This is a genomic window from Mycobacterium sp. DHQP2018-32-09 (genome assembly GCF_058148405.1).
In genome coordinates this window covers 31,476-51,013 of record NZ_JBYVYK010000027.1, presented here as the reverse complement: position 1 = coordinate 51,013, position 19,538 = coordinate 31,476, and the positions used below count along the sequence as shown (strand labels likewise).

The window sequence follows — 19,538 nt, the reverse complement described above, 5'->3', positions numbered from 1 at the left end:
CCCCCGACAGCACGGGAGTCCCGGGATCGGGGACTGAGAGTGGGCGCGGCCGCCCTTACCGTCGAACCTGATCCGGGTCATGCCGGCGAAGGGAGCAGGAGGTTGGGTGTCGTGAATCCGTCCCGGGGCTCGTCTGGGGCTTCGTCCAGGGGTTCGGTGGCGGTCGTCGGCGGCGGCGTCATCGGGCTGGCCGTGGCGCGGCGCGCCCTGCTCGACGGGTGGTCGGTGCGCGTGCACCGCGCCGCCGAGCGTGGCGCCTCCTGGGTGGCAGGCGGCATGATCGCCCCGTTCGGCGAGGGCTGGCCGGGCGAGGAGGCGCTGCTGGCCGCCGGGCTGGAGTCGCTGCGGCTGTGGCACGACGGGTTCCTCGACGGGCTGCCCGCCGACGTGGTGACCGCGCGCGGTTCGCTGGTGGTGGCCGTCGACCGCGCCGACGCCGCCGACCTCGCCCGGATCGGGGACTGGCTGGCCGCCCAGGGGCAGGCCGTCACCCCGCTGCGCACCGCCCGCGACGTCGAACCGCTTCTGGCGCAGGGCATTCGGCACGGCTTCCTGGCCGAGACCGAACTCGCCGTCGACAACCGGGCCCTGGTGGCCGCGCTGGCGGACGCGTGCGAGCGCCTCGGCGTGACCTGGGCTGCCGCCATCGACGACCTACGGGACACGCGCGACGCCGACGTCACGGTGCTCGCCAACGGCATCGACGCCCCCGCGCTGTGGCCGGGGCTGGCGGTGCGGCCGGTCAAGGGGGAGGTGCTGCGCCTGCGATGGCGCCCCGGCTGCCTGCCCGTCCCGACGCGCGTCGTCCGCGCCCGGGTGCACGGCAGGCAGGTCTACCTGGTGCCCCGCGCGGACGGCGTGGTCGTGGGCGCCACGCAGTACGAACGCGGCCGCGACACCGCGCCGACGGTCTCGGGGGTGCGCGACCTGCTGGCCGACGCGTGCGAGGTGATGCCGGCCCTCGGCGAGTACGAGCTGGCCGAGACCGCCGCCGGACTGCGGCCCATGACCCCGGACAACATGCCGATCGTCGGTCGGCTGGACCACCGCACGCTGGTGGCCACCGGCCACGGCCGGTCGGGTTTCCTGCTGGCGCCGTGGACGGCCCAGCGCATCGTCGAGGAGCTGAGAGTGGGGGTGCCCGCATGCGGGTGACGGTGAACGGCGACGACGTGGTGCTCGACGAGAGTGCCACCGTCGCAACGCTGGTGGCGAGCATGGGGCTGCCCGACCGCGGCATCGCGGTGGCGCTGGACTGGTCGGTGCTACCACGCTCGGAATGGGACCGCGTGCTGGCCGACGGCGCCCGCGTGGAGATCGTGACGGCGGTGCAGGGTGGCTGACGACCTGCTCATCGCCGGCCGCAGCTTCGGGTCGCGGCTCATCATGGGCACCGGCGGCGCCGCCAACCTCGCCGTGCTCGAGGCGGCCTTGGTGGCGTCGGGCACCGAGCTGACGACGGTGGCGATGCGCCGCGTCGACGTCGAGGCAGGCACCGGCGTGCTGGACCTGTTGCGCCGCCTCGACATCGCGGTGCTGCCCAACACCGCCGGGTGCCGCGGAGCCGCCGAGGCCGTGCTGACGGCGCGGCTCGCGCGGGAGGCGCTGGGCACCGACTGGGTGAAGCTCGAGGTCATCGCCGACGAGCGCACGCTGCTCCCCGATGCCATCGAGCTGGTGGCCGCCGCCGAGCAGCTGGTCGACGACGGCTTCGTGGTGCTGCCCTACACCACCGACGATCCCGTGCTGGCGCGCCGCCTCGAGGACGTGGGCTGCGCGGCGGTGATGCCGCTGGGATCGCCGATCGGCACCGGCCTGGGCATCGCCAACCCGCATCACCTGGATATGATCGTCGCGGCCGCCGGTGTGCCGGTGATCCTCGACGCCGGCATCGGCACCGCCAGTGACGCGGCGCTGGCGATGGAGCTGGGATGCGATGCCGTGCTGTTGGCCACGGCCGTCACCCGGGCCGACGATCCGCCGGTGATGGCCGCCGCCATGGCCGCCGGGGTGCGTGCCGGCAGGCTCGCCCGCCGGGCCGGCCGGATCCCCAAGCGATTCTGGGCGCAGGCGTCCAGCCCCGCCGTTCCCTGACGGCCGCCGCGCGACGCCGCCCGCGGGACACCCGGCTTCCGTGACATCCGGCTTCCGTGACACCCGGCTTCCGTGACACCAACGCCGCCCGCTGCGATCATGGGAGGCGATGATCGAACTGGTGGGCCTGACCAAGACCTTCGGCCGCAAGCGCGCCGTCGACGACCTGACCTGTTCGATCGAACCCGGTGTCGTCACCGGGTTCCTCGGGCCCAACGGTGCGGGCAAGACCACCACCATGCGGATGATCCTCGGGCTGGACCATCCCACGTCGGGTACCGCGACCATCGACGGCAAGACCTACCGCGAGCTGCGCCATCCGCTGCGCACCGTCGGCGCGCTGCTCGACGCCAAGCAGGCGCACCCGAGCCGGTCGGCGCGCGATCACCTGCGCTGGATCGCGGCCAGCAACGGCATCCCGGTGACGCGCGTCGACGAGGTGCTCGACCTCGTGGGCCTTGACGGCGGGCCGACGTCGGCGGCGGACAAGCATGCCGGCGCCCTGTCCCTGGGCATGAGCCAGCGTCTGGGCATCGCGGCCGCCCTGCTGGGTGACCCGCCGGTGCTGCTGTTCGACGAGCCGGTCAACGGGCTGGATCCCGAGGGCATCAAGTGGGTGCGCACGCTGATGCGGGCGTTGGCCGCCGAGGGGCGGACGGTGTTCGTGTCGAGCCACCTGCTGGCCGAGATGGCCAACACCGCAGACCGGCTGGTGGTCATCGGCCGCGGTCGTCTCATCGCGTCGACCACCGTCACCGAGTTCGTGGCCGGATCGGGCGCGTCGGCGGTGCGGGTGCGCAGCCCAGCGCTGGACTCGCTGTCCGGGCTGCTCGGCGACGCGGGCATCGACGTCCGGCTGGAACCCGACGGTTCGGCGCTGGCGGTGCACGGCGCGGCCATCGAGGTGGTGGGGGAGTTGGCGGCCCGCAACGGCATCACGCTGCACGAGCTGAGCACGCAGCGCGCGTCGCTCGAGGAGGCGTACTTGAAGTTGACGGACGAGGACGTGGAGTACCGCACAGTGCAGGCCCGATGAGCGCTTGCGCGAAGAGGAGACGGTACCGATGAGCGCTTGCGCGAAGAGGCAGAGTGCACCGATGAGCGCTCGCGCGAAGAGGAGACGGTACCGATGAGCGCGGCGACGCTGCTCAACAGCGAGCGCATCAAGCTGGTCACCATCCGCTCGCCGCTGTGGTCGGCCCTGGCCGCCGCGGTGCTGAGCCTCTGCGTCGCGGCGCTGCAGGGGGCCACCGCCTACGGGGCGTCGGGGTTGTCGCCGCAACAGGCGGCGATGGGTGTCGCGGTGTTCGCGGTGCCGCTGCAGATGGTGGTGGCGGCGATGAGCGTCACGGGGGAGTACCGCAGCGGGATGATCCGCACCACGTTCGCGGCGACACCCAACCGATCGCACGTGCTGATCGCCAAAGCCGTTGTGGCCGCCGCGTTCTCCGCCGTGTTCACCGCCACGCTGACGGTCGCGGCGGTGGCGGTGGCCCGGATCGCCGCCGACGCCGCGCTGGGCGCCAACCTGTCACTGGCCCGCGGGCAGGTGTGGCAGCTGGTGCTGGCCTTGGCGGTGTTCGGGGCGATCGCGGCGGTCCTGGGCGTGGCGGTGGGGGCGCTGCTGCGGCACGCCGCGGGCGCGGTGGCGGTGCTGCTGCTGTGGCCGCTGGTCGTGGAACCCATCCTGGGCAACCTGCCGAGCATCGGCGCGCGCGTCGGGCCGTTCCTGCCCTTCGGCAACGCGTTCACGTTCACCGACGTGCAATGGCTGTACGCCACCTACGACATGCCGTGGGGACCGTTGGGTTCGCTGGTGTACTTCGCGGTGATCGTCACCGCGCTCTTCGCGGCCGCCACCGTCGTGGTGACCAAGCGCGACGCCTGACTAACGTGGGCACGGTGGGTAGGCGAGCAGTGATCGTGGGTAGGCGTCGACGCAGGCGGGCGGCCGCCGTCTTGGCGGTGGCGGTGACGGCGCTGGCGGGGTGCGGCAGCGAGCGGGCGCCCGAGCCCGCACAACCGCAGCCCGTCCGCATCGACGTGACGGTCGACGCGATGATGGGACACCTGCGCAAGCTGCAGGACATCGCCGACGCCAACGGGGGCAATCGAGCGCTGGGTACCCCCGGGTACGCCGCGAGCGTCGACTACGTGGCCGGGCTGTTGCGGGACAAGGGTTTCGACGTGTCCACCGACGAGTTCGACGTCCGCCAGCCCTGGGCCGACGAGCCCACGCTGACGGTGGGCGGCGCCCCGGTGAAGGCGGTGCCGCTGAACTACACCATCGGCACGCCACCCGACGGAGTCGACGGTCCCCTGGTGGCCGCCCGCGTCGACGACACGCCGGGCTGCTCGCCCACCGACTACGACGGGCTGCCGGTGCGGGGTGCCGTGGTGCTCGTGGATCGGGGGGCGTGTGCCTTCGGCATCAAGCAGCAGATCGCCGCGGATCGGGGTGCGGTGGCGATGGTGGTCGTGAACAACGTCGACGACGACGGTCCCATCGGCGCGACGCTCGGGGAGTCCACGAAGGTGACCATCCCCGTCGTCGGCATCACCAAGGCCGAGGGTGCGCGGTTGCGCGCCAACCCGGGTGCCACCACGCTGAAGCTCAACGCCGGTGTGCGGGAGGACAAGACGCGCAACGTCATCGCCCAGACCAAGACGGGTGACACCGCCAACGTCGTGATGGCGGGCGCCCACCTGGACTCGGTGCCGGAGGGGCCGGGGATCAACGACAACGGGTCCGGGGTGGCGGCCGTCCTGGAGACCGCGCTTCGGCTGGGCAGTTCGCCGGACGTGCGCAATGCCGTGCGCTTCGGGTTCTGGGGTGCCGAGGAGGTCGGTCTGGTCGGGTCGGACGAGTACGTGCGCACGCTGGACGTCGACGCCCTCAAGGACATCGCGCTGTACTTGAACTTCGACATGCTCGCCTCGCCGAACCCCGGCTACTTCACCTACGACGGTGACCAGTCGACGCTGCCGCGGGGTGGTGTGCCGCGGGTTCCGGAGGGTTCGGCAGGCATCGAGCGCACGCTGGTCAAGTACCTCGACGACGCGGGAAAACCCGCGCGGGACACCGACTTCGACGGCAGATCGGACTACGACGCGTTCACCAAGGCAGGCATCCCCGTCGGGGGGCTGTTCTCCGGCGCCGAGGGGAAGATGACCGACGAGCAGGCCAAGCTGTGGGGTGGCACCGCGGGCGCGGAGTACGACCCCAACTACCACAAGGCCACCGACGACATCGACAACGTCGACCGCACCGCGCTGGACCTCCAGGGCCGGGGCGTGGCCCACGCGGTGGGTCTGTACGCCCAGAACCTGGGTGGACGCAACGGCGTACCGGTGCGCGACGACCGCGTCCGGCACGTGGTCGAGGCGCAGTGATGCGCCTGCGTCGCGCGGCGGGCGCCGCCGTGGCCCTGGCCTCGGTGGTGACCATGGCGACCGTGACGGCATGCGGTCAGTCGGGGCCGCCCGCGGCGCCTGCCGACCCGGGGCGGGCGCTGGCCGACCAGGTGACCGTCGACGGCATGAACACCCACCTCCAGAAGCTGTCCGACATCGCCGCGGCGCACGACGGGTCCCGCGCCGACGGCACGCCGGGGTACGACGCCAGCGTCGACTACGTGTCGACGGTGCTGCGCGACAACGGTTTCGAGGTGGAACTGGCCGACTTCGACCGCCTGGTGCTCGCCAATCCCGGCAAGCCCGCCGTGACGGTCGCGGGGCGCACCTTCCCCGTCGACCAGGCGTCGCTGCTGGCGCCGACCCCGGCCGGTGGCCTGTCCGCCGAGACCCTGCGTCCCCGCGCCCCCGCGGGCTGCACCACCGCCGACTACACCGGTGTCACGGTGCGGGGCGCCATCGTGGTGGTCGACGACACCGGCTGCTCGGTGGTGCAGAAGCAGAACACCGCCACCGACGAGGGTGCGGTGGGCGTGTTGGTGGTCAGCGACCAGGGCCGCGCCGGGTTGTTCACGCCCGGCTACTACGAGCAGCTCAAGGCGCCCGTCGCGGTGATCGGCCGCGACGTCGACGCCGCGGTGCGCCGCACCACCGCCCCCGTGAAGCTGGTGCTCGACGCCAAGGCGGGTACCGTCCGATCGCGAAACGTGCTGGCGCAAACCAAGACCGGAGACGCGCATCGGGTGGTCGTGGCGGGCGCGCACCTGGATTCCGCGCCGCGCAGTCCCGGCATGAACGCCGACGCGTCCGGGGTGGCCGCGGTGCTGGAGACGGCCGTCAAGCTCGGAGCGTCGCCGAACGTCACCAACGCCGTACGGTTCGCGTTCTTCGGTGCCGGCGAGGCCGGCGGTGAGGGCGCCACCAAGTACGTCGCGGGGCTCGGCGGCGACGGCGTCGCGGACCTGGCGATGTACGTCAACGCCAACCAGCTCGCGTCACCGAACGCCGGGTACTTCACCCTCGACGGCGACCAGTCGGGTCAGCCCAATCCGGACGTGCCCGCGGCGAGCGTGCCCGCGGGGTCGGCGGGCCTGGAGCGGACGCTGGCGGGTTACCTGAACCTCGCGGGCGTGCGGCCGGCCGACGTGCCGCTGGGCCGTGCGGGCGACTACGCGCCGTTCCTGGCGGCAGGCGTGCCGATCGGCGGGGTCACGACGGGGTCGAACGGCCGCATGAGCGAGACGCAGGCGCGGTTGTGGGGCGGGCAGGCCGGCAGGCCGTTCGACCCGAACTACCGCACCCCGCGCGACGACGACGCGAACGTCGACCGCGAGGCGCTCGGCGTCACCGGCCCGGCCATCGCCTTCGCGGTGGGCACCTACGCCGCCTCGCTCGACGGGCCCAACGGCATCCCGGCGCGGTAGCGCTAGCGGGGCAGCCCGCGCAACCGCACCGACAGGCAGGTGACGCAGCCCTCGAGCTTCTCGAACTCCGAGACGTCCACGCTCACCACGCGATGGCCGCGGGCGGTGAGGAGTTCGGCGGTGCGCGGCGCGGCGGCCGACAGCAGCAGCGCGTCGTCGCCGAGCAGCACCACGTGCGCACCCTCGGGTTCCGGCACGGCCAGGAAGCGGTCGCCCCACACCCCCGGGTCGTCGACGGTGGGCTCGTAGCCGATCACGGTGCCGTCGGGCAGCGCGGTGACGGCCGACTTCAGGTGCAGGGCCTTGCTCAGCGGGACGCCGACGACCTTGACGCCGTAGGGCTCCAGGTGCGCCCGGAGCTGGTCCACGCCCTCCTCGTTGGTGCGCCCGCCGACGCCCACCCACACGGTGTCGCCGAACTTCAGCACGTCGCCGCCTTCGAGCGTGCCCGGCGCTTCGACGTGCACGGTGCGGTAGCCGAGTTCGCACACGGTGTCGGCGGCCGCCATGATCTCGGTCCAGCGCTCCTCGGCGCCGGGCCTGCCGATGACGGCCAGGTCGCCGTAGACCACCATGGTGTCCTCGACGAACACCGAGTCCGGGCACTCCGGCGCGGCGGGCACCTCGTGGATGGTCCACCCGGCGTCGCGCATGGCCGCCACGTAGGCGTCCCACTGTCGCCCGGCCAGCTCGACGTCGACGTGGTCGCTGCGCTCGATGTGGGTGATCAGACCCTGCTCGAGCAGCGGGGACGGCCTACGGACCAGTGCGTGACGGGCGTGCATGCGCCAATGCTTTCACGAATCGTCGCCGCATCGGGCTGCCGGGTGAACCCGCCGAGCGCGCCGAGTGTGCGCATCGGATCGCGACACGCCGGTGCGGTGATCCAGGACGCACACTCGGCGCCGAGGACGGTCAGGCCAGCGGCCGTGGCTCCGGTTCCGGGGCGCGGCCCGAGCGGAAGCCCAGCAGCGCCATCCCGTGGTAGACGACCAGCGCCGCGATCGACCCCAGCGCGATGCCGGTGAACACCAGATCGCCGACGCGCCAGGTGAAGTCGGCGATGCCGATGATGAGCGGGATCGCGGCGGTCATCTGGTTGACGGGCAGGCCGAAGTCGACGTGGTTGGTCATCCAGATCCGGATGCCCAGCACCCCCACCAGGCCGTACAGCACGATGGTCGCGCCACCCAGCACGCCGGGCGGGATGGCGGAGATGATGGCGCCGATCTTGGGGCACAGGGCCAGCACGATCGCGGTGACCGCCGCCACCCAGTAGGCCGCCGTCGAGTACACGCGGGTGGCGGCCATGACGCCGATGTTCTCGGCGTACGTCGTGGTGGCCGAGCCGCCGCCGAAGCCCGCCAGCGTGGTGGCCACGCCGTCGGCGGCGATGGCGCGGCCCAGCAGCGGATCGGTGTCGGTGGCGGTCATCTGGCCCACCGACTTCACGTGCCCGATGTTCTCGGCGAGCAGCGCGATGACGGCGGGCAGGAACAGGGGCAGCACCGCCAGGGAGAACGTCGGGGTCTGGAACTGCGGCAGCCCCACCCAGTCCGCGGCGGCGATCGCGGCGCGCGCCTCGGCGGGCACGTCGCCCACCAGCCAGGCCACCACGTACCCGACGATCACCGCGATGACGATGGCGAGCCTGCCGATGATGCCGCGGAAGAACGCCAGCGTGGCCACCAGCAGCACCAGCGTGATGGTGCCGACCAGCGGACCCTTCTCGAAGTTGGCCTTCGCCGCGGGCGCCAGATTGAACCCGATGAGCGCGACCACGGCACCGGTCACCACGGGTGGCAGCGCGACGTTGAGCCAGTGCGAGCCCGCCACGTGCACCACGGCGCCGACGATCATCAGCACGACGCCGAGGGCCACCAGACCGCCGAGCGCGCCGCCGGCTCCCGCCGAGCCCACCGCCGCGACCACGGGCGAGATGACCGCGAAGCTCGAGCCCAGATAGCTCGGCAGCCGGTTGCCGGTGATCACCAGGAACAGGATCGTGCCGATGCCGGAGAACAGCAGCGTGGTCGCCGGCGGGAAGCCGGTGAGCACCGGCACCAGGAACGTGGCGCCGAACATCGCGACGACGTGCTGGGCGCCGATCCCGATGGTGCGCGGCCAGCTCAGCCGCTCGTCGGGAGCGACGATCGCGGCGTCGCGCGCTACGGGTCTCCAGGTGAAGGCACTCACACGGGCAAGTTAGTGCACGCGGCCGGGCCGTGCTGGTCGACGGGTCTGCTAGGCCCCACCGCGCCACACGGCGTAGCTCAGTGCGCCGAGCGCCACCACGACCGCGCCGGCGACCACCGCCGTCCACGGCAGCGTGACCGCCAGCACCACACACCCCAGCAGCCCGAGGACGGGAACGGTCCTGCGGCGCAGCCCGTGCGACAGCGTGTATGCCGACGCGTTGGCCACCGCGTAGTACACCAGCACGGCGAACGACGAGAAGCCGATGGCGGCGCGTACGTCGGCGACCGCCGCCACCACCGCCACCACGACGCCGACGGCGATCTCGGCGCGGTAGGGGCTGTCGAACCGGGGGTGCAGGGCCGCCAGCGCGTGGGGCAGGTGCCGGTCGCGCGCCATGGCCAGCGTCGTCCGGGACACCCCGAGCACCAGGCCGAGCAGCGCGCCCAGCGCCGCCAGCGTCGCCCCGGCCCGTACCACCGGCACCAGGCCGGGATGCCCGGCGGCCACCACCGCGTCGGCCAGCGGCGCGGACGCGGATGCCAGTGCGGCGCTGCCCAGTTCGGACAGCACGGCGACGGCAACCACGGCGTAGCACACCAGCACGATGCCGAGTGCCCACGCGATGGCGCGCCCGATGGTGCGCTGCGGGTCGCGGACCTCCTCGCCGAGCGTCGCGATGCGCGCGTACCCGGCGAAGGCGAAGAACAGCAGCCCCGCCGACTGCAGCATCCCGAACGGGCTCGCGTCCGGCGCCAGGGTCAGGTGCGCGCCGTCGAGGCCGTCGGCGCCGAGGATCGTGACCACCACGACCGCCAGGACGGCCAGCACCGCCGCGACGAGCACCCGCGTCAGCAGCGCCGACTTCTGCACGCCTGCCACGTTCACGGCGGTCAAGGCCGCCACGGCGACCACCGCGACGGCGTGCGCGTGGGCCGGCCACGCATAGGACCCCACGGTGAGCGCCATCGCCGCGCACGACGCCGTCTTGCCGACCACGAAGCTCCAGCCCGCGAGATGACCCCAGAACGGGCCCAACCGTTCCCGGCCGTACACGTACGTGCCGCCGGACTGCGGGTAGCGGGCCGCCAGCCGCGCCGACGACGTCGCGTTGCAGTAGGCGACGACGGCGGCGATCGCCAGGCCGACGAGGAGGCCGCTGCCCGCCGCGGCCGCAGCGGGCGCCAACACCACGAAGACGCCGGCGCCCAGCATGGAACCCAGACCGATGACCACCGCGTCGACGGTGCCCAGGGTCCGTTGCACGCGCGCAGCCTAGCCGACCAAACGGGCCATTCCGTTGACGGGACCGTGGCCGGAACCCAACGGGTAGGCGGCGCGGATGCACTCCGTGACCCACAGTTTGGCGAACGCGACCGCCTCGGGAACCGACCTGCCGTGTGCCAGCGCCGCGGCCGCCGCCGCCGCCAGGTTGTCGCCGGCGCCGTGATCGTGCACGGTGTCGACGCGGGTGGCGACGAAGCGGTGGAACTCGGCGCCGTCGTAGAGCAGATCCGAGCTGACGCTCGACGTGCGTAGGTGACCGCCCTTGACCAGGGCCCACCGCGGTCCGAGGTCGTAGAGCGCCCGGGCGGCTTCGCGCTGGCTGGCCTCGTCGACGACGTCGATGCCCACCAGTAGACGCACCTCGTCGAGATTCGGTGTCACCAGCGTCGCCAGCGGGATCAACCGCTCCCGCATGGCCGTGAGCGCGCTGGGGTGCAGCAGGGGTTGGCCGGCGTTGGACGCGCACACCGGATCCACCACCAGCGGCACCGTGGACTCCAGGCCCTCGGCGCGCCACGTGTCGACCACCGTGTCGATGATGTCGGTGGACGCCAGCATGCCGGTCTTGGCCGCCTCGATGCCGATGTCGGAGGCCACCGCGCTGATCTGCCCGGCCACCACGTCGGTGGGGATCTCGTGAAAGGCCGTGACGCCCAAGGTGTTCTGCACGGTCACCGCGGTGACCGCGACGCAACCGTGGACCCCGAGCATCGCGAAGGCGCGCATGTCGGCCTGCATTCCCGCCGCGCCGCCGGAGTCCGACCCGGCGATGGTCAGCACCCGGTGCGGCGCCTCACCGGGTGCCGGCAACGGCAGGTAATCGGACTCCCGCACGGACGGCGGCGGGTCAGCGGTTGCGGATGACGTTGACGGCCAGGTAGCCGACGTAGCCCAGGGCGCCGACGACGGCCAGCTTGCGCGTCTGCGGCACGACCAGCCCGACGCCGAGCGCGGTCTCGATGGCGCCGTTGGTCGTGATGTGACGTGCCGTGTCCTTCGGGAACGCCGGTGACGTGATGCCCTCGAACAGCGCGGGTTTGACGAAGTGCGCGACGCCGGTGGCGGCCAGCACGGCGCCTGCCAGTGCGGGCGTGCGAGAACTCTCTTGGGCCATGACGGTCTTCCTCTCAGGCGATGCGGTAGTCGGTGAGCGCGAACGTGGAGGCCTCGGAGATGGCGTCCTGCGTCGACATCGGCCGCAGCAGGCTCGGCTCACCCTGGGGATTGAAATAGTACGACCGCGACGAGGCGCAGTTGCCCAGCGTCCACAGCGAATCGCCGAGCAGATCGGTCATCCGGTCGAGGTAGGCAGCGTTGGCCTCCTCGGTGACCTCGAAGGTGGTGGCGCCCCGGCGCTTCAGCTCGCCGAACAGCCGGTCCATCAGCCGCATCTGGTACTCCATGGTGTTGAAGAAGTTCAGACCGAGGAAGGCGTACGGGCTGGCCAGGCTGAGGTAGTTGGGGAAGTACGGCATCGAGACGCCCTGGTAGGCCTGGAAACGCGTTTCGCGCCACCACTTGCCGAGGTTGCGGCCCTCGCGGCCGATGATCTCGATGGCGGGGAAGTTGGCCTCCCACAGGTCGAACCCGGTCGCGAGCACCAGCGTGTCGATGGTGGTCTTGGTGCCGTCGGCGTTGACGATGCCGTCGGACTCGACGTGGTCGATGCCCTCGGTGTGCAACCGCACGTGCGGCTTGGTCAGCGCCCGGAAGTACTTGTTGGAGAACGTGGGTCGCTTGCACCCGATGTCATAGTCCGGGGTCAGCCGCTTGCGCAGCTCCTTGTCCCGGATCTGGATGAACTGGTGGATCTTGCACAGGTCCATCGCCGAGATGTTGAGCCGGCGGAACAGCGGCACCTTGTAGTGCACCACGCCGACGGTGATCATCGCCTCGTAGATGGTGTCGGTGATGGCCCGCACGATGCGCTGCGACAGCGGGAAGCGGGCGAACAGTCGCTTGGCGCGCTCCCCGAACCGGATGTCGATCTTGGGGGCCACCCAGATGGGGGTGCGCTGGTAGACGGCCAGCTCGCGCGCCGACGCCGCGAGTTCCGGGATGAGCTGCACCGCGGTGGCGCCGGTGCCGATGACCGCGACGCGTTCGCCGGAGGGATCGTAGGAGTCGTCCCATTCGGTGGTGTGGACCACCTTGCCGTCGAAGTTGGCGATGCCGGGGATGTCGGGCAGCTTGGGCTGGCTCAGGAAGCCGGTGGCGGTGAACAGGTAGCGCGCCGCGATGGTGGCACCGTCGGCGAGCGCGACGCGCCACAGGTCGGACTCCTCGTCCCACTGGGCACCGGCCACGGTGGTCTGGAACCGGATGTGCTGCCGCACGCCGTACTTGTCGGCGACGTCGTCGGCGTACTGCTTGATCTCCGGGCCCGGGGTGAACAACCGCGACCAGTGGGGGTTGGGCTCGAAGAAGTAGGAGTACGTGGTCGTCGGGACGTCCACCGCCAGGCCGGGGTAGTGGTTGACGTACCACGTGCCGCCGAGGTCGTCCTCCCGCTCGAGGATGACGAAGTCGTGGATGCCCAGCCGCTTGAGCTGGATGGCCGCGCCGATGCCGGCAAAGCCGGCGCCGACGATGACCGCGTCGAAGCGCTCCGAAGTCATGGGTAGACGGTACCAGGAGTAACGGCTATCCCCTGATGCTGCCGGCCCGCTTGGGATCCAGCGTCGCGATGCAGGTCACCGCACGATCACCGCGGTTCCAGGTCTCGGGCGTCGGGTACAGCACGTAGACGCCGATGCTCTCGTCGAGCATGGCATCCGGCGCGTAGGAGGCCAGCTCGTCGGGGCACTTGTTCTGCCACTCGTCGATGACCGACGTGCCCGGGTAGTCGCCCTCGGGCAGGTTCAGCACGGCGTAGACCTCGCCGCCGTGGGGCTGCGAGCAGTCGACCGTGGGCAGCGTGACCACCCGCGCGCTGGTGGGGACGTCGGCGATGCAGCTGCCCACCTCGACGTCGGTGGCGATCACGCGGTCCTTCATCGTGAACGCGATGATCGCGATGACGGCACCGCCGATCACGATCCACAGCCCCGAGAGCACCAGGCCGGCGATGGCCAGGCCGCGGCCGCGCTCCCGGCCGTCCTTGGTCTTGCCCAGCGCCACGATGCCGCAGACGATGCTGAACAGCACCGCGCCGATGATGCCGAGGATCAGGGTGGCGATGGCCCACGGGCTGGTCTTGGCCGCCTGGGGGGCTGGATGCTGGCCGTAGGGGTCCTGATAGGGCAGCGGCGGTGGCGGCGGGTAGCCCTGGCCCTGCGGGTAATCCTGGCCCTGCGGGTAGCCCTGGCCCTGCGGGTAGCCCTGACCCTGCGGGTAACCCTGACCCTGCGGGTAGCCCTGACCCTGCGGTGGCGGCGGGTAGCCCTGTCCGGGAGGGGGCGGGTAGCCCTGACCCGGCTGCGGGTACTGCTCCGGCGGCACGCCGCCGTGTTGCTGGGGCGGCACGCCGCCGTGCTGCTGGGGCGGCACGCCGCCGTGCTGCTGGTTCGACGGATCTCCGGAAGGCCAGGTCACCCGAAGAAACTAGCAGGACTCACGGCAGGAAACCGAGTGCCGCCTCGACCGCGAGGGCAGGCACGTCGAGGGTCTTCGACCGGAGGTCGTGGCGAGCGCCGGTGACCTCGACGACCACGCTGGGTGCCGGGATCGTCGCGGCCGCCGCGCGCAGTTCGGCGATGGTGCCGAAGGGGTCGGCGGTGCCGTGGGTGAACACCGTCGGCACGGTGATCCGCGGCAGATGGGCAGTGCGGGCGCGCTCCGGCTTGCCCGGCGGGTGCAGCGGATAGGAGAACGGCGTCAGCACGTCGACGACCAGGCCGTCGGCCACCGCCATCGTCGTGATGCGGCCGCCGTAGGAGTGCCCGCCCGCCACCACGGGCCCCCGCGCGAGCAGGCCGCGGACCACGTCCACGGCCTCGGCCACACCCGCCTGGTCGGAAGCCGCCGAGTTCGACGGTGGGCCCTTGGGCCGACGCCTGCGGTAGGGCAGGTCGTAGCGCACGGCCAGGAAGCCGTGCCTGGCCCATTCCTCGCACGCGGCCACCAGCGTGGGGGCATCGCGATCGCTACCGGCCCCGTGCGTGAGCACCACCGCGCCGCGCGGCGTGCCCAGGGGCTGGTGGGCGATGCCCGCGATCGCGGTCAGGTCGAGCGCCGTCATGCCCCCAATCGAAACAGGGCGTTGACCGGGCCGTGGCCGTGACCCAGGGGATAGGCCGCGCGCAGGCACTCGGTGACCCAGCGCTTGCCGAAGTCGACCGCCTCCGGCACGGCGTACCCGTGACCGAGCGCGCACGCCACGGCTGCGGCCAAGGTGTCGCCGGCGCCGTGGTCGTGGCCGGTGGCGACGCGCGGCGCGAGGAACTCGTAGAAGTCCGTGCCGTCGTAGAGCAGGTCGGGGCTGTCCGGGGACGCGCGCAGATGGCCGCCCTTGACCAACACCCAGCGTGGGCCGAGGGCGTGCAGCGTGCGTGCCGCCTCGCGCTGGGTCGCCTCGTCGACGACCTCGATGCCGGTGATCAACCGGACCTCGTCGAGGTTGGGGGTCACCAGCGTGGCCAGCGGCAACAGGCGGGCGCGCAGCACGCCGAGCGCCGACGGGTGCAGCAGGGGATCGCCGTGCATCGAGGCGCACACCGGGTCGACCACCAGCGGCGCGTCGGTGCCCAGGCCGCGCCACGTGTCGGCCACGCACTCGATGATCTCGGCCGACGCGAGCATCCCGGTCTTGGCGGCCTGAGCCCCGATGTCACCCATCACGGCGTCGATCTGGCCCGCGACGACGTCGAGCGGGATCTCGTGAAAACCCTTGATGCCCACCGAATTCTGCACGGTCACCGCGGCCACGGCGACCAGGCCGTGCACGCCGAGCAGCGCGCACGTGCGAGCGTCGGCCTGGATGCCCGCGCCGCCGCCGGAGTCGGTGCCCGCGATGGTGAGCACCCGCACCGGGGCCTCCCCGGGGGCGGGCAGCGGCAGGAACGCGCTCACGGCGTCGCCTCCGTCAGCGGCAGGTAGACCCGGTTGCCGTGCGCGGCGAACTCGGCGGACTTCTCGGCCATGCCGTCGGCGACGGCGGCGCGGATGTCGGCGGTGATGCGCATCGAGCAGAACTTGGGGCCGCACATCGAGCAGAAGTGCGCGGTCTTGGCGGGCTCGGCGGGCAGCGTCTCGTCGTGATAGGCCCGGGCGGTGTCCGGGTCCAGCGCCAGGGCGAACTGGTCGTTCCAGCGAAACTCGAAGCGCGCCTTCGACAATGCATCGTCACGTTCGCGCGCCCCGGGGTGTCCCTTGGCCAGGTCGGCGGCGTGGGCGGCGATCTTGTAGGTGATCACGCCGTCCTTGACGTCCTGGCGGTTGGGCAGGCCGAGGTGCTCCTTCGGCGTGACGTAACACAGCATCGCGGTGCCCGCCTGGGCGATGATGGCCGCGCCGATTCCGCTGGTGATGTGGTCGTATCCCGGAGCGATGTCGGTGGTGAGCGGGCCCAGCGTGTAGAACGGCGCCTCGTCGCAGAGTTCCTCTTCGAGTCGGACGTTCTCCACGATCTGGTGCATGGGCACGTGTCCGGGACCTTCGATCATCACCTGCACGCCATGGCTCTTGGCGACGCCCGTCAGCTCACCCAGCGTGCGCAGTTCGGCGAACTGGGCCTCGTCGTTGGCGTCGGCGATGGACCCGGGGCGCAGGCCGTCGCCGAGGGAGAACGTCACGTCGTAGCGGGCCAGGATGTCGCACAGCTCGCCGAAGTTCTCGTACAGGAACGATTCTCGATGCCGCGCCAGCATCCAGGCGGCCATGATGGATCCGCCGCGGCTGACGATCCCGGTGACCCGGTGCGCGGTCAACGGGACGTAGCGCAGCAGCACCCCGGCGTGCACCGTCATGTAGTCGACACCCTGCTCGCACTGCTCGATCACGGTGTCGCGGTACACCTCCCAGTCGAGCCGGGTCGGATCGCCGCCCACCTTCTCCAGTGCCTGATACATCGGGACGGTGCCCACCGGCACCGGAGAGTTGCGCAGGATCCACTCGCGCGTCTCGTGGATGTCCTTGCCGGTGGACAGGTCCATGATGGTGTCGGCACCCCAGCGGGTGGCCCACACCATCTTGTCGACCTCCTCGGCGATCGAGGACGTCACCGCGGAATTGCCGATGTTGGCGTTGACCTTCACCGCGAACGCCTTGCCGATGATCATCGGCTCGCTCTCGGGATGGTGGTGGTTGGCCGGGATGACGGCGCGGCCGCGGGCCACCTCGGCGCGCACCAACTCGGCGGGCAGGCCCTCCCGCGCGGCGATGAACGCCATCTCGGCGGTGACCTCGCCGCGCCGGGCACGTTGCAGCTGGGTGCCGCGGTCACGCACCACGCCGGGCCGGGCCGGCAGCCCGGCATCGAGGTCGATGGTGGCCGTGGCGTCGGTGTACGGACCCGACGTGTCGTACAGGTCCAGGTGCTCGCCGGTGCTCAGGTGCACCCGACGCCACGGCACGCGGCCGCCGTCGGGCAGGTCGCGGTAGACCTTGCTGCTGCCCGTGATGGGGCCGGTGGTGATGGTGGGTTCGCTGAATACGACCATTTCGACACTCCCTACGCCGGCATTACCCGGTCAGGTTCATACGGTCGACGGCCCGCTAGCCGTCCTCTCAGCGCACTGGTGTGCGCTCCCGCGCGGACGACAGCCAAGCTACCGCACCCCCGCGGCGGCGGCGAGGGGGCGGGGAATGAAATTGCCGCCAGATCATTTGTATAGCTAACATATGTGTTTTGCGGCATGGCCGCGGCAACGGCGCCGCCGACCCCAGCCGCACACCCAAGAGACGTGACACGTGAGCGAAGCCGACATGACGACTGAGACCGAGATTACGAAGACACCCGTGCCGACCGACGCCGACGCGGCCCTGCGGGAGACCGCCCGCAAGCGCACGCGGATGGACCACGAACACCCCTTCTACAAGTGGGTGGTGCTGTCGAACACCACGCTGGGCACGCTGCTGGCCACCATCAACGCCTCGATCGTGCTCATCTCGCTACCCGCGATCTTCCGCGGCATCGGCCTGAACCCGCTGGCCCCGAGCAACGTCAGCTACCTGCTGTGGATGCTGATGGGCTACCTGGTGGTGACCGCCGTGCTGGTGGTGCCGTTCGGTCGTCTCGGTGACATGTTCGGCCGCGTCCGGATCTACAACCTCGGGTTCGTGGTGTTCACCGTCGCGGCGGTCGCGCTGTCCTTCGACCCGTTCCAACTGGGCGGCGGCGCCGTCTGGCTCATCGCCTGGCGCGTGGTGCAGGGCGTCGGCGGCGCCATGCTCATGGCCTCGTCGTCGGCGATCCTCACCGACGCCTTCCCGGCCAACCAGCGCGGCATGGCGCTCGGCGTGAACATGGTCTCGGCCGTGGCCGGCTCCTTCCTGGGTCTGCTCATCGGCGGCTTCCTGTCGGAGTGGCACTGGAAGGCCGTGTTCTGGGTGGGCGTGCCCATCGGCATCGTCGGCACCATCTGGAGCATCCGCTCGCTGCGCGAACTCGGCGCGCGCACCCCCGGCAAGCTGGACTGGGCGGGGACGCTGTCCTTCGGACTCGGGCTCACCGTGCTGCTCATCGGCATCACCTACGGCATTCAGCCGTACGGGGATTCGACCACCGGATGGACCAACCCGTGGGTGCTCGGTGCCATCGGCGCCGGGCTGATCATGCTGGTGACGTTCTGCTTCATCGAACTGCGCGTCCCGTCGCCGATGGTCGACCTGAGGCTGTTCAGGTCGGCGTCGTTCGGCATGGGCAACCTCGCCGGCCTGATGTCGTCGGTGGGGCGCGGCGGCCTGCAGTTCATGCTCATCATCTGGCTACAGGGCATTTGGCTTCCGCTGCACGGCTATTCGTTCGAGTCGACACCGCTGTGGGCCGGCATCTACCTGCTGCCGGTCACCATCGGCTTCCTGATCGCGGGTCCCATCGCCGGATCGCTGTCCGACAAGTACGGCTCCCGGCCCTTCACCGTCGGCGGCATGGTGCTCATGGCGGCGTCGTTCGTCGCGCTGCTGCTGATCCCCGTGAACTTCGACTACTGGGTGTTCGCGGTGCTGGTCTTCCTCAACGGCCTGGGCGGCGGCATCTTCACCGCACCCAACACCGCCTCCATCATGTCGAGCGTGCCCGCCTCGCAGCGCGGCGCCGCGTCGGGCGTGCGCGCCACGTTCTTCAACGCCGGATCGTCGCTGTCCATCGGCATCTTCTTCTCCCTGATGATCGTCGGCCTGGCGAACTCGCTGCCCGGCGCGATGAGCAGTGGCCTTCAGGCGCAGGGGGTTTCACCGTCCGTGGCGGCGGGCGTGGCGAACCTGCCCCCGGTGGGCAGCCTGTTCGCGGCGTTCCTGGGATACAACCCCATCGCCGAGCTGCTCGGACCCTCCGGCGCCTTGCAGGCCCCCGGCGTCGACGCCGACGTGCTGACCGGCAAGACGTTCTTCCCGCAGCTCATCACCGAGCCGTTCCACTCCGGTCTGACCGTCGTGTTCACCGCGGCCGCCGCGATGATGGTGATCGGTGCCATCGCGTCGCTGTTCAACGCGGGCAAGTACGCCAGCGGCCCCGAGGCGGACAACGCCTCCTGACATCAACGTCTCAGGTCACGACAGCTAGCGGAACATCGCACCGCGCAACAGATAGTCGTCGTGCCTGCGCACGATGATGGTGCCCACCGGCAGCTTGGCGGCGATCTCCAGGTTGTCGTCGGCGACGTCGCCCGCCCACTCGACCGGCCACCCGCCGTCGAGCAGGCTGGTGCGGAACGCCAGCACCACGTCGTCGCGCGTCAGCTCGGACTCCACCACCATCGCCGTCGTGGTGGCGCGGTGCGACGCCGCCCCCGCGAACCCGCGGCTGCAGCCGCACTCCTCGCGGTCGCACGCCTGCTGCATCCAGACCAGCTCACCGTCGACGCAGTAGTGATAGTCCTTGGGGTTGGTGCCCTGCGTGAGCGAGGTGGCAACGAGGATCTTCACGACGACGAGCCTACGAACCCGCACCGACAACCCGCAGCGGAAGCGCGGCCCCGGTGTGAGTGACCAGCGTCGTCCACGGCGTCCCGGCGGACGGTCATC

Annotated in this window: 19 protein-coding genes and 2 riboswitches; of the genes, 8 read left to right on the top strand and 11 right to left on the bottom strand. The window is 71.3% G+C overall.

Annotated elements, in window-relative coordinates:
* Nucleotide 1 precedes the first annotated feature (1 nt).
* A riboswitch (TPP riboswitch) is annotated at nucleotides 2–111 on the top strand.
* From thiO to AC30CM_RS14755, 7 genes are all read left to right on the top strand, one after another.
* On the top strand, nucleotides 112–1,155 hold the full coding sequence (gene thiO / locus AC30CM_RS14785) for a glycine oxidase ThiO (protein WP_490117642.1): 1,044 nt from the start codon (nucleotides 112–114) through the stop codon (nucleotides 1,153–1,155). It abuts the riboswitch before it with no gap.
* The gene (thiS, locus tag AC30CM_RS14780; RefSeq protein ID WP_490117641.1) at nucleotides 1,146–1,343 is read left to right on the top strand and encodes a sulfur carrier protein ThiS; all 198 of its coding nucleotides are present in this window, start codon (nucleotides 1,146–1,148) and stop codon (nucleotides 1,341–1,343) included. The genes thiO and thiS overlap by 10 nt, the downstream gene beginning before the upstream one ends.
* Nucleotides 1,336–2,094, top strand: coding sequence for a thiazole synthase (locus AC30CM_RS14775; protein WP_490117640.1), 759 nt, complete (start codon nucleotides 1,336–1,338; stop codon nucleotides 2,092–2,094). The genes thiS and AC30CM_RS14775 overlap by 8 nt, the downstream gene beginning before the upstream one ends.
* A gap of 109 nt (nucleotides 2,095–2,203) precedes the next feature.
* On the top strand, nucleotides 2,204–3,130 hold the full coding sequence (locus AC30CM_RS14770) for an ABC transporter ATP-binding protein (RefSeq protein ID WP_490117639.1): 927 nt from the start codon (nucleotides 2,204–2,206) through the stop codon (nucleotides 3,128–3,130).
* 93 nt (nucleotides 3,131–3,223) lie between these two features.
* Complete coding sequence (locus AC30CM_RS14765) at nucleotides 3,224–3,982, top strand: ABC transporter permease (RefSeq protein WP_490117638.1); 759 nt, start codon at nucleotides 3,224–3,226, stop codon at nucleotides 3,980–3,982.
* A gap of 35 nt (nucleotides 3,983–4,017) precedes the next feature.
* A complete protein-coding gene (locus tag AC30CM_RS14760) occupies nucleotides 4,018–5,487 on the top strand; it encodes a M28 family metallopeptidase (protein WP_490117672.1) in 1,470 nt (489 codons plus the stop codon).
* Nucleotides 5,487–6,932 (top strand): M28 family peptidase, encoded by a 1,446-nt coding sequence (locus tag AC30CM_RS14755; protein WP_490117637.1) that lies wholly within the window; start codon nucleotides 5,487–5,489, stop codon nucleotides 6,930–6,932. Before AC30CM_RS14760 ends, AC30CM_RS14755 begins: the two co-directional genes overlap by 1 nt.
* A 2-nt stretch (nucleotides 6,933–6,934) precedes the next feature.
* On the opposite strand, the gene ddaH is transcribed toward AC30CM_RS14755, so the two are convergent.
* The 10 genes from ddaH to thiC all read right to left on the bottom strand — a co-directional run bounded on the left by ddaH (nucleotide 6,935) and on the right by thiC (nucleotide 17,014).
* Nucleotides 6,935–7,717: a dimethylargininase gene (gene ddaH, locus AC30CM_RS14750; protein WP_490117636.1), complete on the bottom strand. Its 783-nt coding sequence runs from the start codon at nucleotides 7,715–7,717 to the stop codon at nucleotides 6,935–6,937.
* Between the two features lie 130 nt (nucleotides 7,718–7,847).
* A complete protein-coding gene (locus AC30CM_RS14745) occupies nucleotides 7,848–9,128 on the bottom strand; it encodes a uracil-xanthine permease family protein (protein ID WP_490117635.1) in 1,281 nt (426 codons plus the stop codon).
* 48 nt (nucleotides 9,129–9,176) lie between these two features.
* Nucleotides 9,177–10,394 carry an APC family permease gene (locus AC30CM_RS14740; RefSeq protein WP_490117634.1) on the bottom strand — a complete coding sequence of 406 codons (1,218 nt, stop codon included), beginning with the start codon at nucleotides 10,392–10,394 and terminating at the stop codon, nucleotides 9,177–9,179.
* 9 nt (nucleotides 10,395–10,403) lie between these two features.
* Nucleotides 10,404–11,249 (bottom strand): bifunctional hydroxymethylpyrimidine kinase/phosphomethylpyrimidine kinase, encoded by an 846-nt coding sequence (thiD, locus tag AC30CM_RS14735; protein ID WP_490117633.1) that lies wholly within the window; start codon nucleotides 11,247–11,249, stop codon nucleotides 10,404–10,406.
* 13 nt (nucleotides 11,250–11,262) lie between these two features.
* The gene (locus AC30CM_RS14730; RefSeq protein ID WP_490117632.1) at nucleotides 11,263–11,529 is read right to left on the bottom strand and encodes a DoxX-related protein; all 267 of its coding nucleotides are present in this window, start codon (nucleotides 11,527–11,529) and stop codon (nucleotides 11,263–11,265) included.
* Between the two features lie 13 nt (nucleotides 11,530–11,542).
* Nucleotides 11,543–13,033 (bottom strand): flavin-containing monooxygenase, encoded by a 1,491-nt coding sequence (locus tag AC30CM_RS14725; protein ID WP_490117631.1) that lies wholly within the window; start codon nucleotides 13,031–13,033, stop codon nucleotides 11,543–11,545.
* Between the two features lie 25 nt (nucleotides 13,034–13,058).
* A complete protein-coding gene (locus AC30CM_RS14720) occupies nucleotides 13,059–13,949 on the bottom strand; it encodes a DUF4190 domain-containing protein (protein WP_490117630.1) in 891 nt (296 codons plus the stop codon).
* A gap of 19 nt (nucleotides 13,950–13,968) precedes the next feature.
* Nucleotides 13,969–14,595: an alpha/beta hydrolase family protein gene (locus AC30CM_RS14715; protein WP_490117629.1), complete on the bottom strand. Its 627-nt coding sequence runs from the start codon at nucleotides 14,593–14,595 to the stop codon at nucleotides 13,969–13,971.
* Nucleotides 14,592–15,425: a bifunctional hydroxymethylpyrimidine kinase/phosphomethylpyrimidine kinase gene (gene thiD / locus AC30CM_RS14710; RefSeq protein ID WP_490117628.1), complete on the bottom strand. Its 834-nt coding sequence runs from the start codon at nucleotides 15,423–15,425 to the stop codon at nucleotides 14,592–14,594. The genes AC30CM_RS14715 and thiD (AC30CM_RS14710) overlap by 4 nt, the downstream gene beginning before the upstream one ends.
* Nucleotides 15,422–17,014, bottom strand: coding sequence for a phosphomethylpyrimidine synthase ThiC (gene thiC / locus AC30CM_RS14705; RefSeq protein WP_490117627.1), 1,593 nt, complete (start codon nucleotides 17,012–17,014; stop codon nucleotides 15,422–15,424). Before thiC ends, thiD (AC30CM_RS14710) begins: the two co-directional genes overlap by 4 nt.
* A riboswitch (TPP riboswitch) is annotated at nucleotides 17,006–17,116 on the bottom strand. It overlaps the preceding gene by 9 nt.
* Nucleotides 17,117–17,279: 163 nt before the next feature.
* On the opposite strand from thiC, the gene AC30CM_RS14700 reads away from it, so the two are divergent.
* On the top strand, nucleotides 17,280–19,049 hold the full coding sequence (locus AC30CM_RS14700; protein WP_490117626.1) for an MFS transporter: 1,770 nt from the start codon (nucleotides 17,280–17,282) through the stop codon (nucleotides 19,047–19,049).
* A 24-nt stretch (nucleotides 19,050–19,073) separates the two neighbouring features.
* Here the strand turns inward: AC30CM_RS14700 and AC30CM_RS14695 are convergent, their stop codons facing one another.
* Complete coding sequence (locus tag AC30CM_RS14695; RefSeq protein ID WP_490117625.1) at nucleotides 19,074–19,439, bottom strand: DUF7715 family protein; 366 nt, start codon at nucleotides 19,437–19,439, stop codon at nucleotides 19,074–19,076.
* Between the last annotated feature and the right edge of the window lie 99 nt (nucleotides 19,440–19,538).

Bases quoted from the DNA above. Each gene is read 5' to 3' on its own strand.
- AC30CM_RS14755 (WP_490117637.1), top strand. From the start codon at position 5,487: ATGCGCCTGCGTCGCGCGGCGGGCGCCGCCGTGGCCCTGGCCTCGGTG.
- AC30CM_RS14700 (WP_490117626.1), top strand. From the start codon at position 17,280: ATGACGACTGAGACCGAGATTACGAAGACACCCGTGCCGACCGACGCC.
- ddaH (WP_490117636.1), bottom strand. From the start codon at position 7,717: ATGCACGCCCGTCACGCACTGGTCCGTAGGCCGTCCCCGCTGCTCGAG.
- AC30CM_RS14715 (WP_490117629.1), bottom strand. From the start codon at position 14,595: ATGACGGCGCTCGACCTGACCGCGATCGCGGGCATCGCCCACCAGCCC.
- AC30CM_RS14730 (WP_490117632.1), bottom strand. From the start codon at position 11,529: ATGGCCCAAGAGAGTTCTCGCACGCCCGCACTGGCAGGCGCCGTGCTG.
- AC30CM_RS14770 (WP_490117639.1), top strand. From the start codon at position 2,204: ATGATCGAACTGGTGGGCCTGACCAAGACCTTCGGCCGCAAGCGCGCC.
- AC30CM_RS14725 (WP_490117631.1), bottom strand. From the start codon at position 13,033: ATGACTTCGGAGCGCTTCGACGCGGTCATCGTCGGCGCCGGCTTTGCC.
- AC30CM_RS14765 (WP_490117638.1), top strand. From the start codon at position 3,224: ATGAGCGCGGCGACGCTGCTCAACAGCGAGCGCATCAAGCTGGTCACC.
- thiS (WP_490117641.1), top strand. From the start codon at position 1,146: ATGCGGGTGACGGTGAACGGCGACGACGTGGTGCTCGACGAGAGTGCC.
- thiC (WP_490117627.1), bottom strand. From the start codon at position 17,014: ATGGTCGTATTCAGCGAACCCACCATCACCACCGGCCCCATCACGGGC.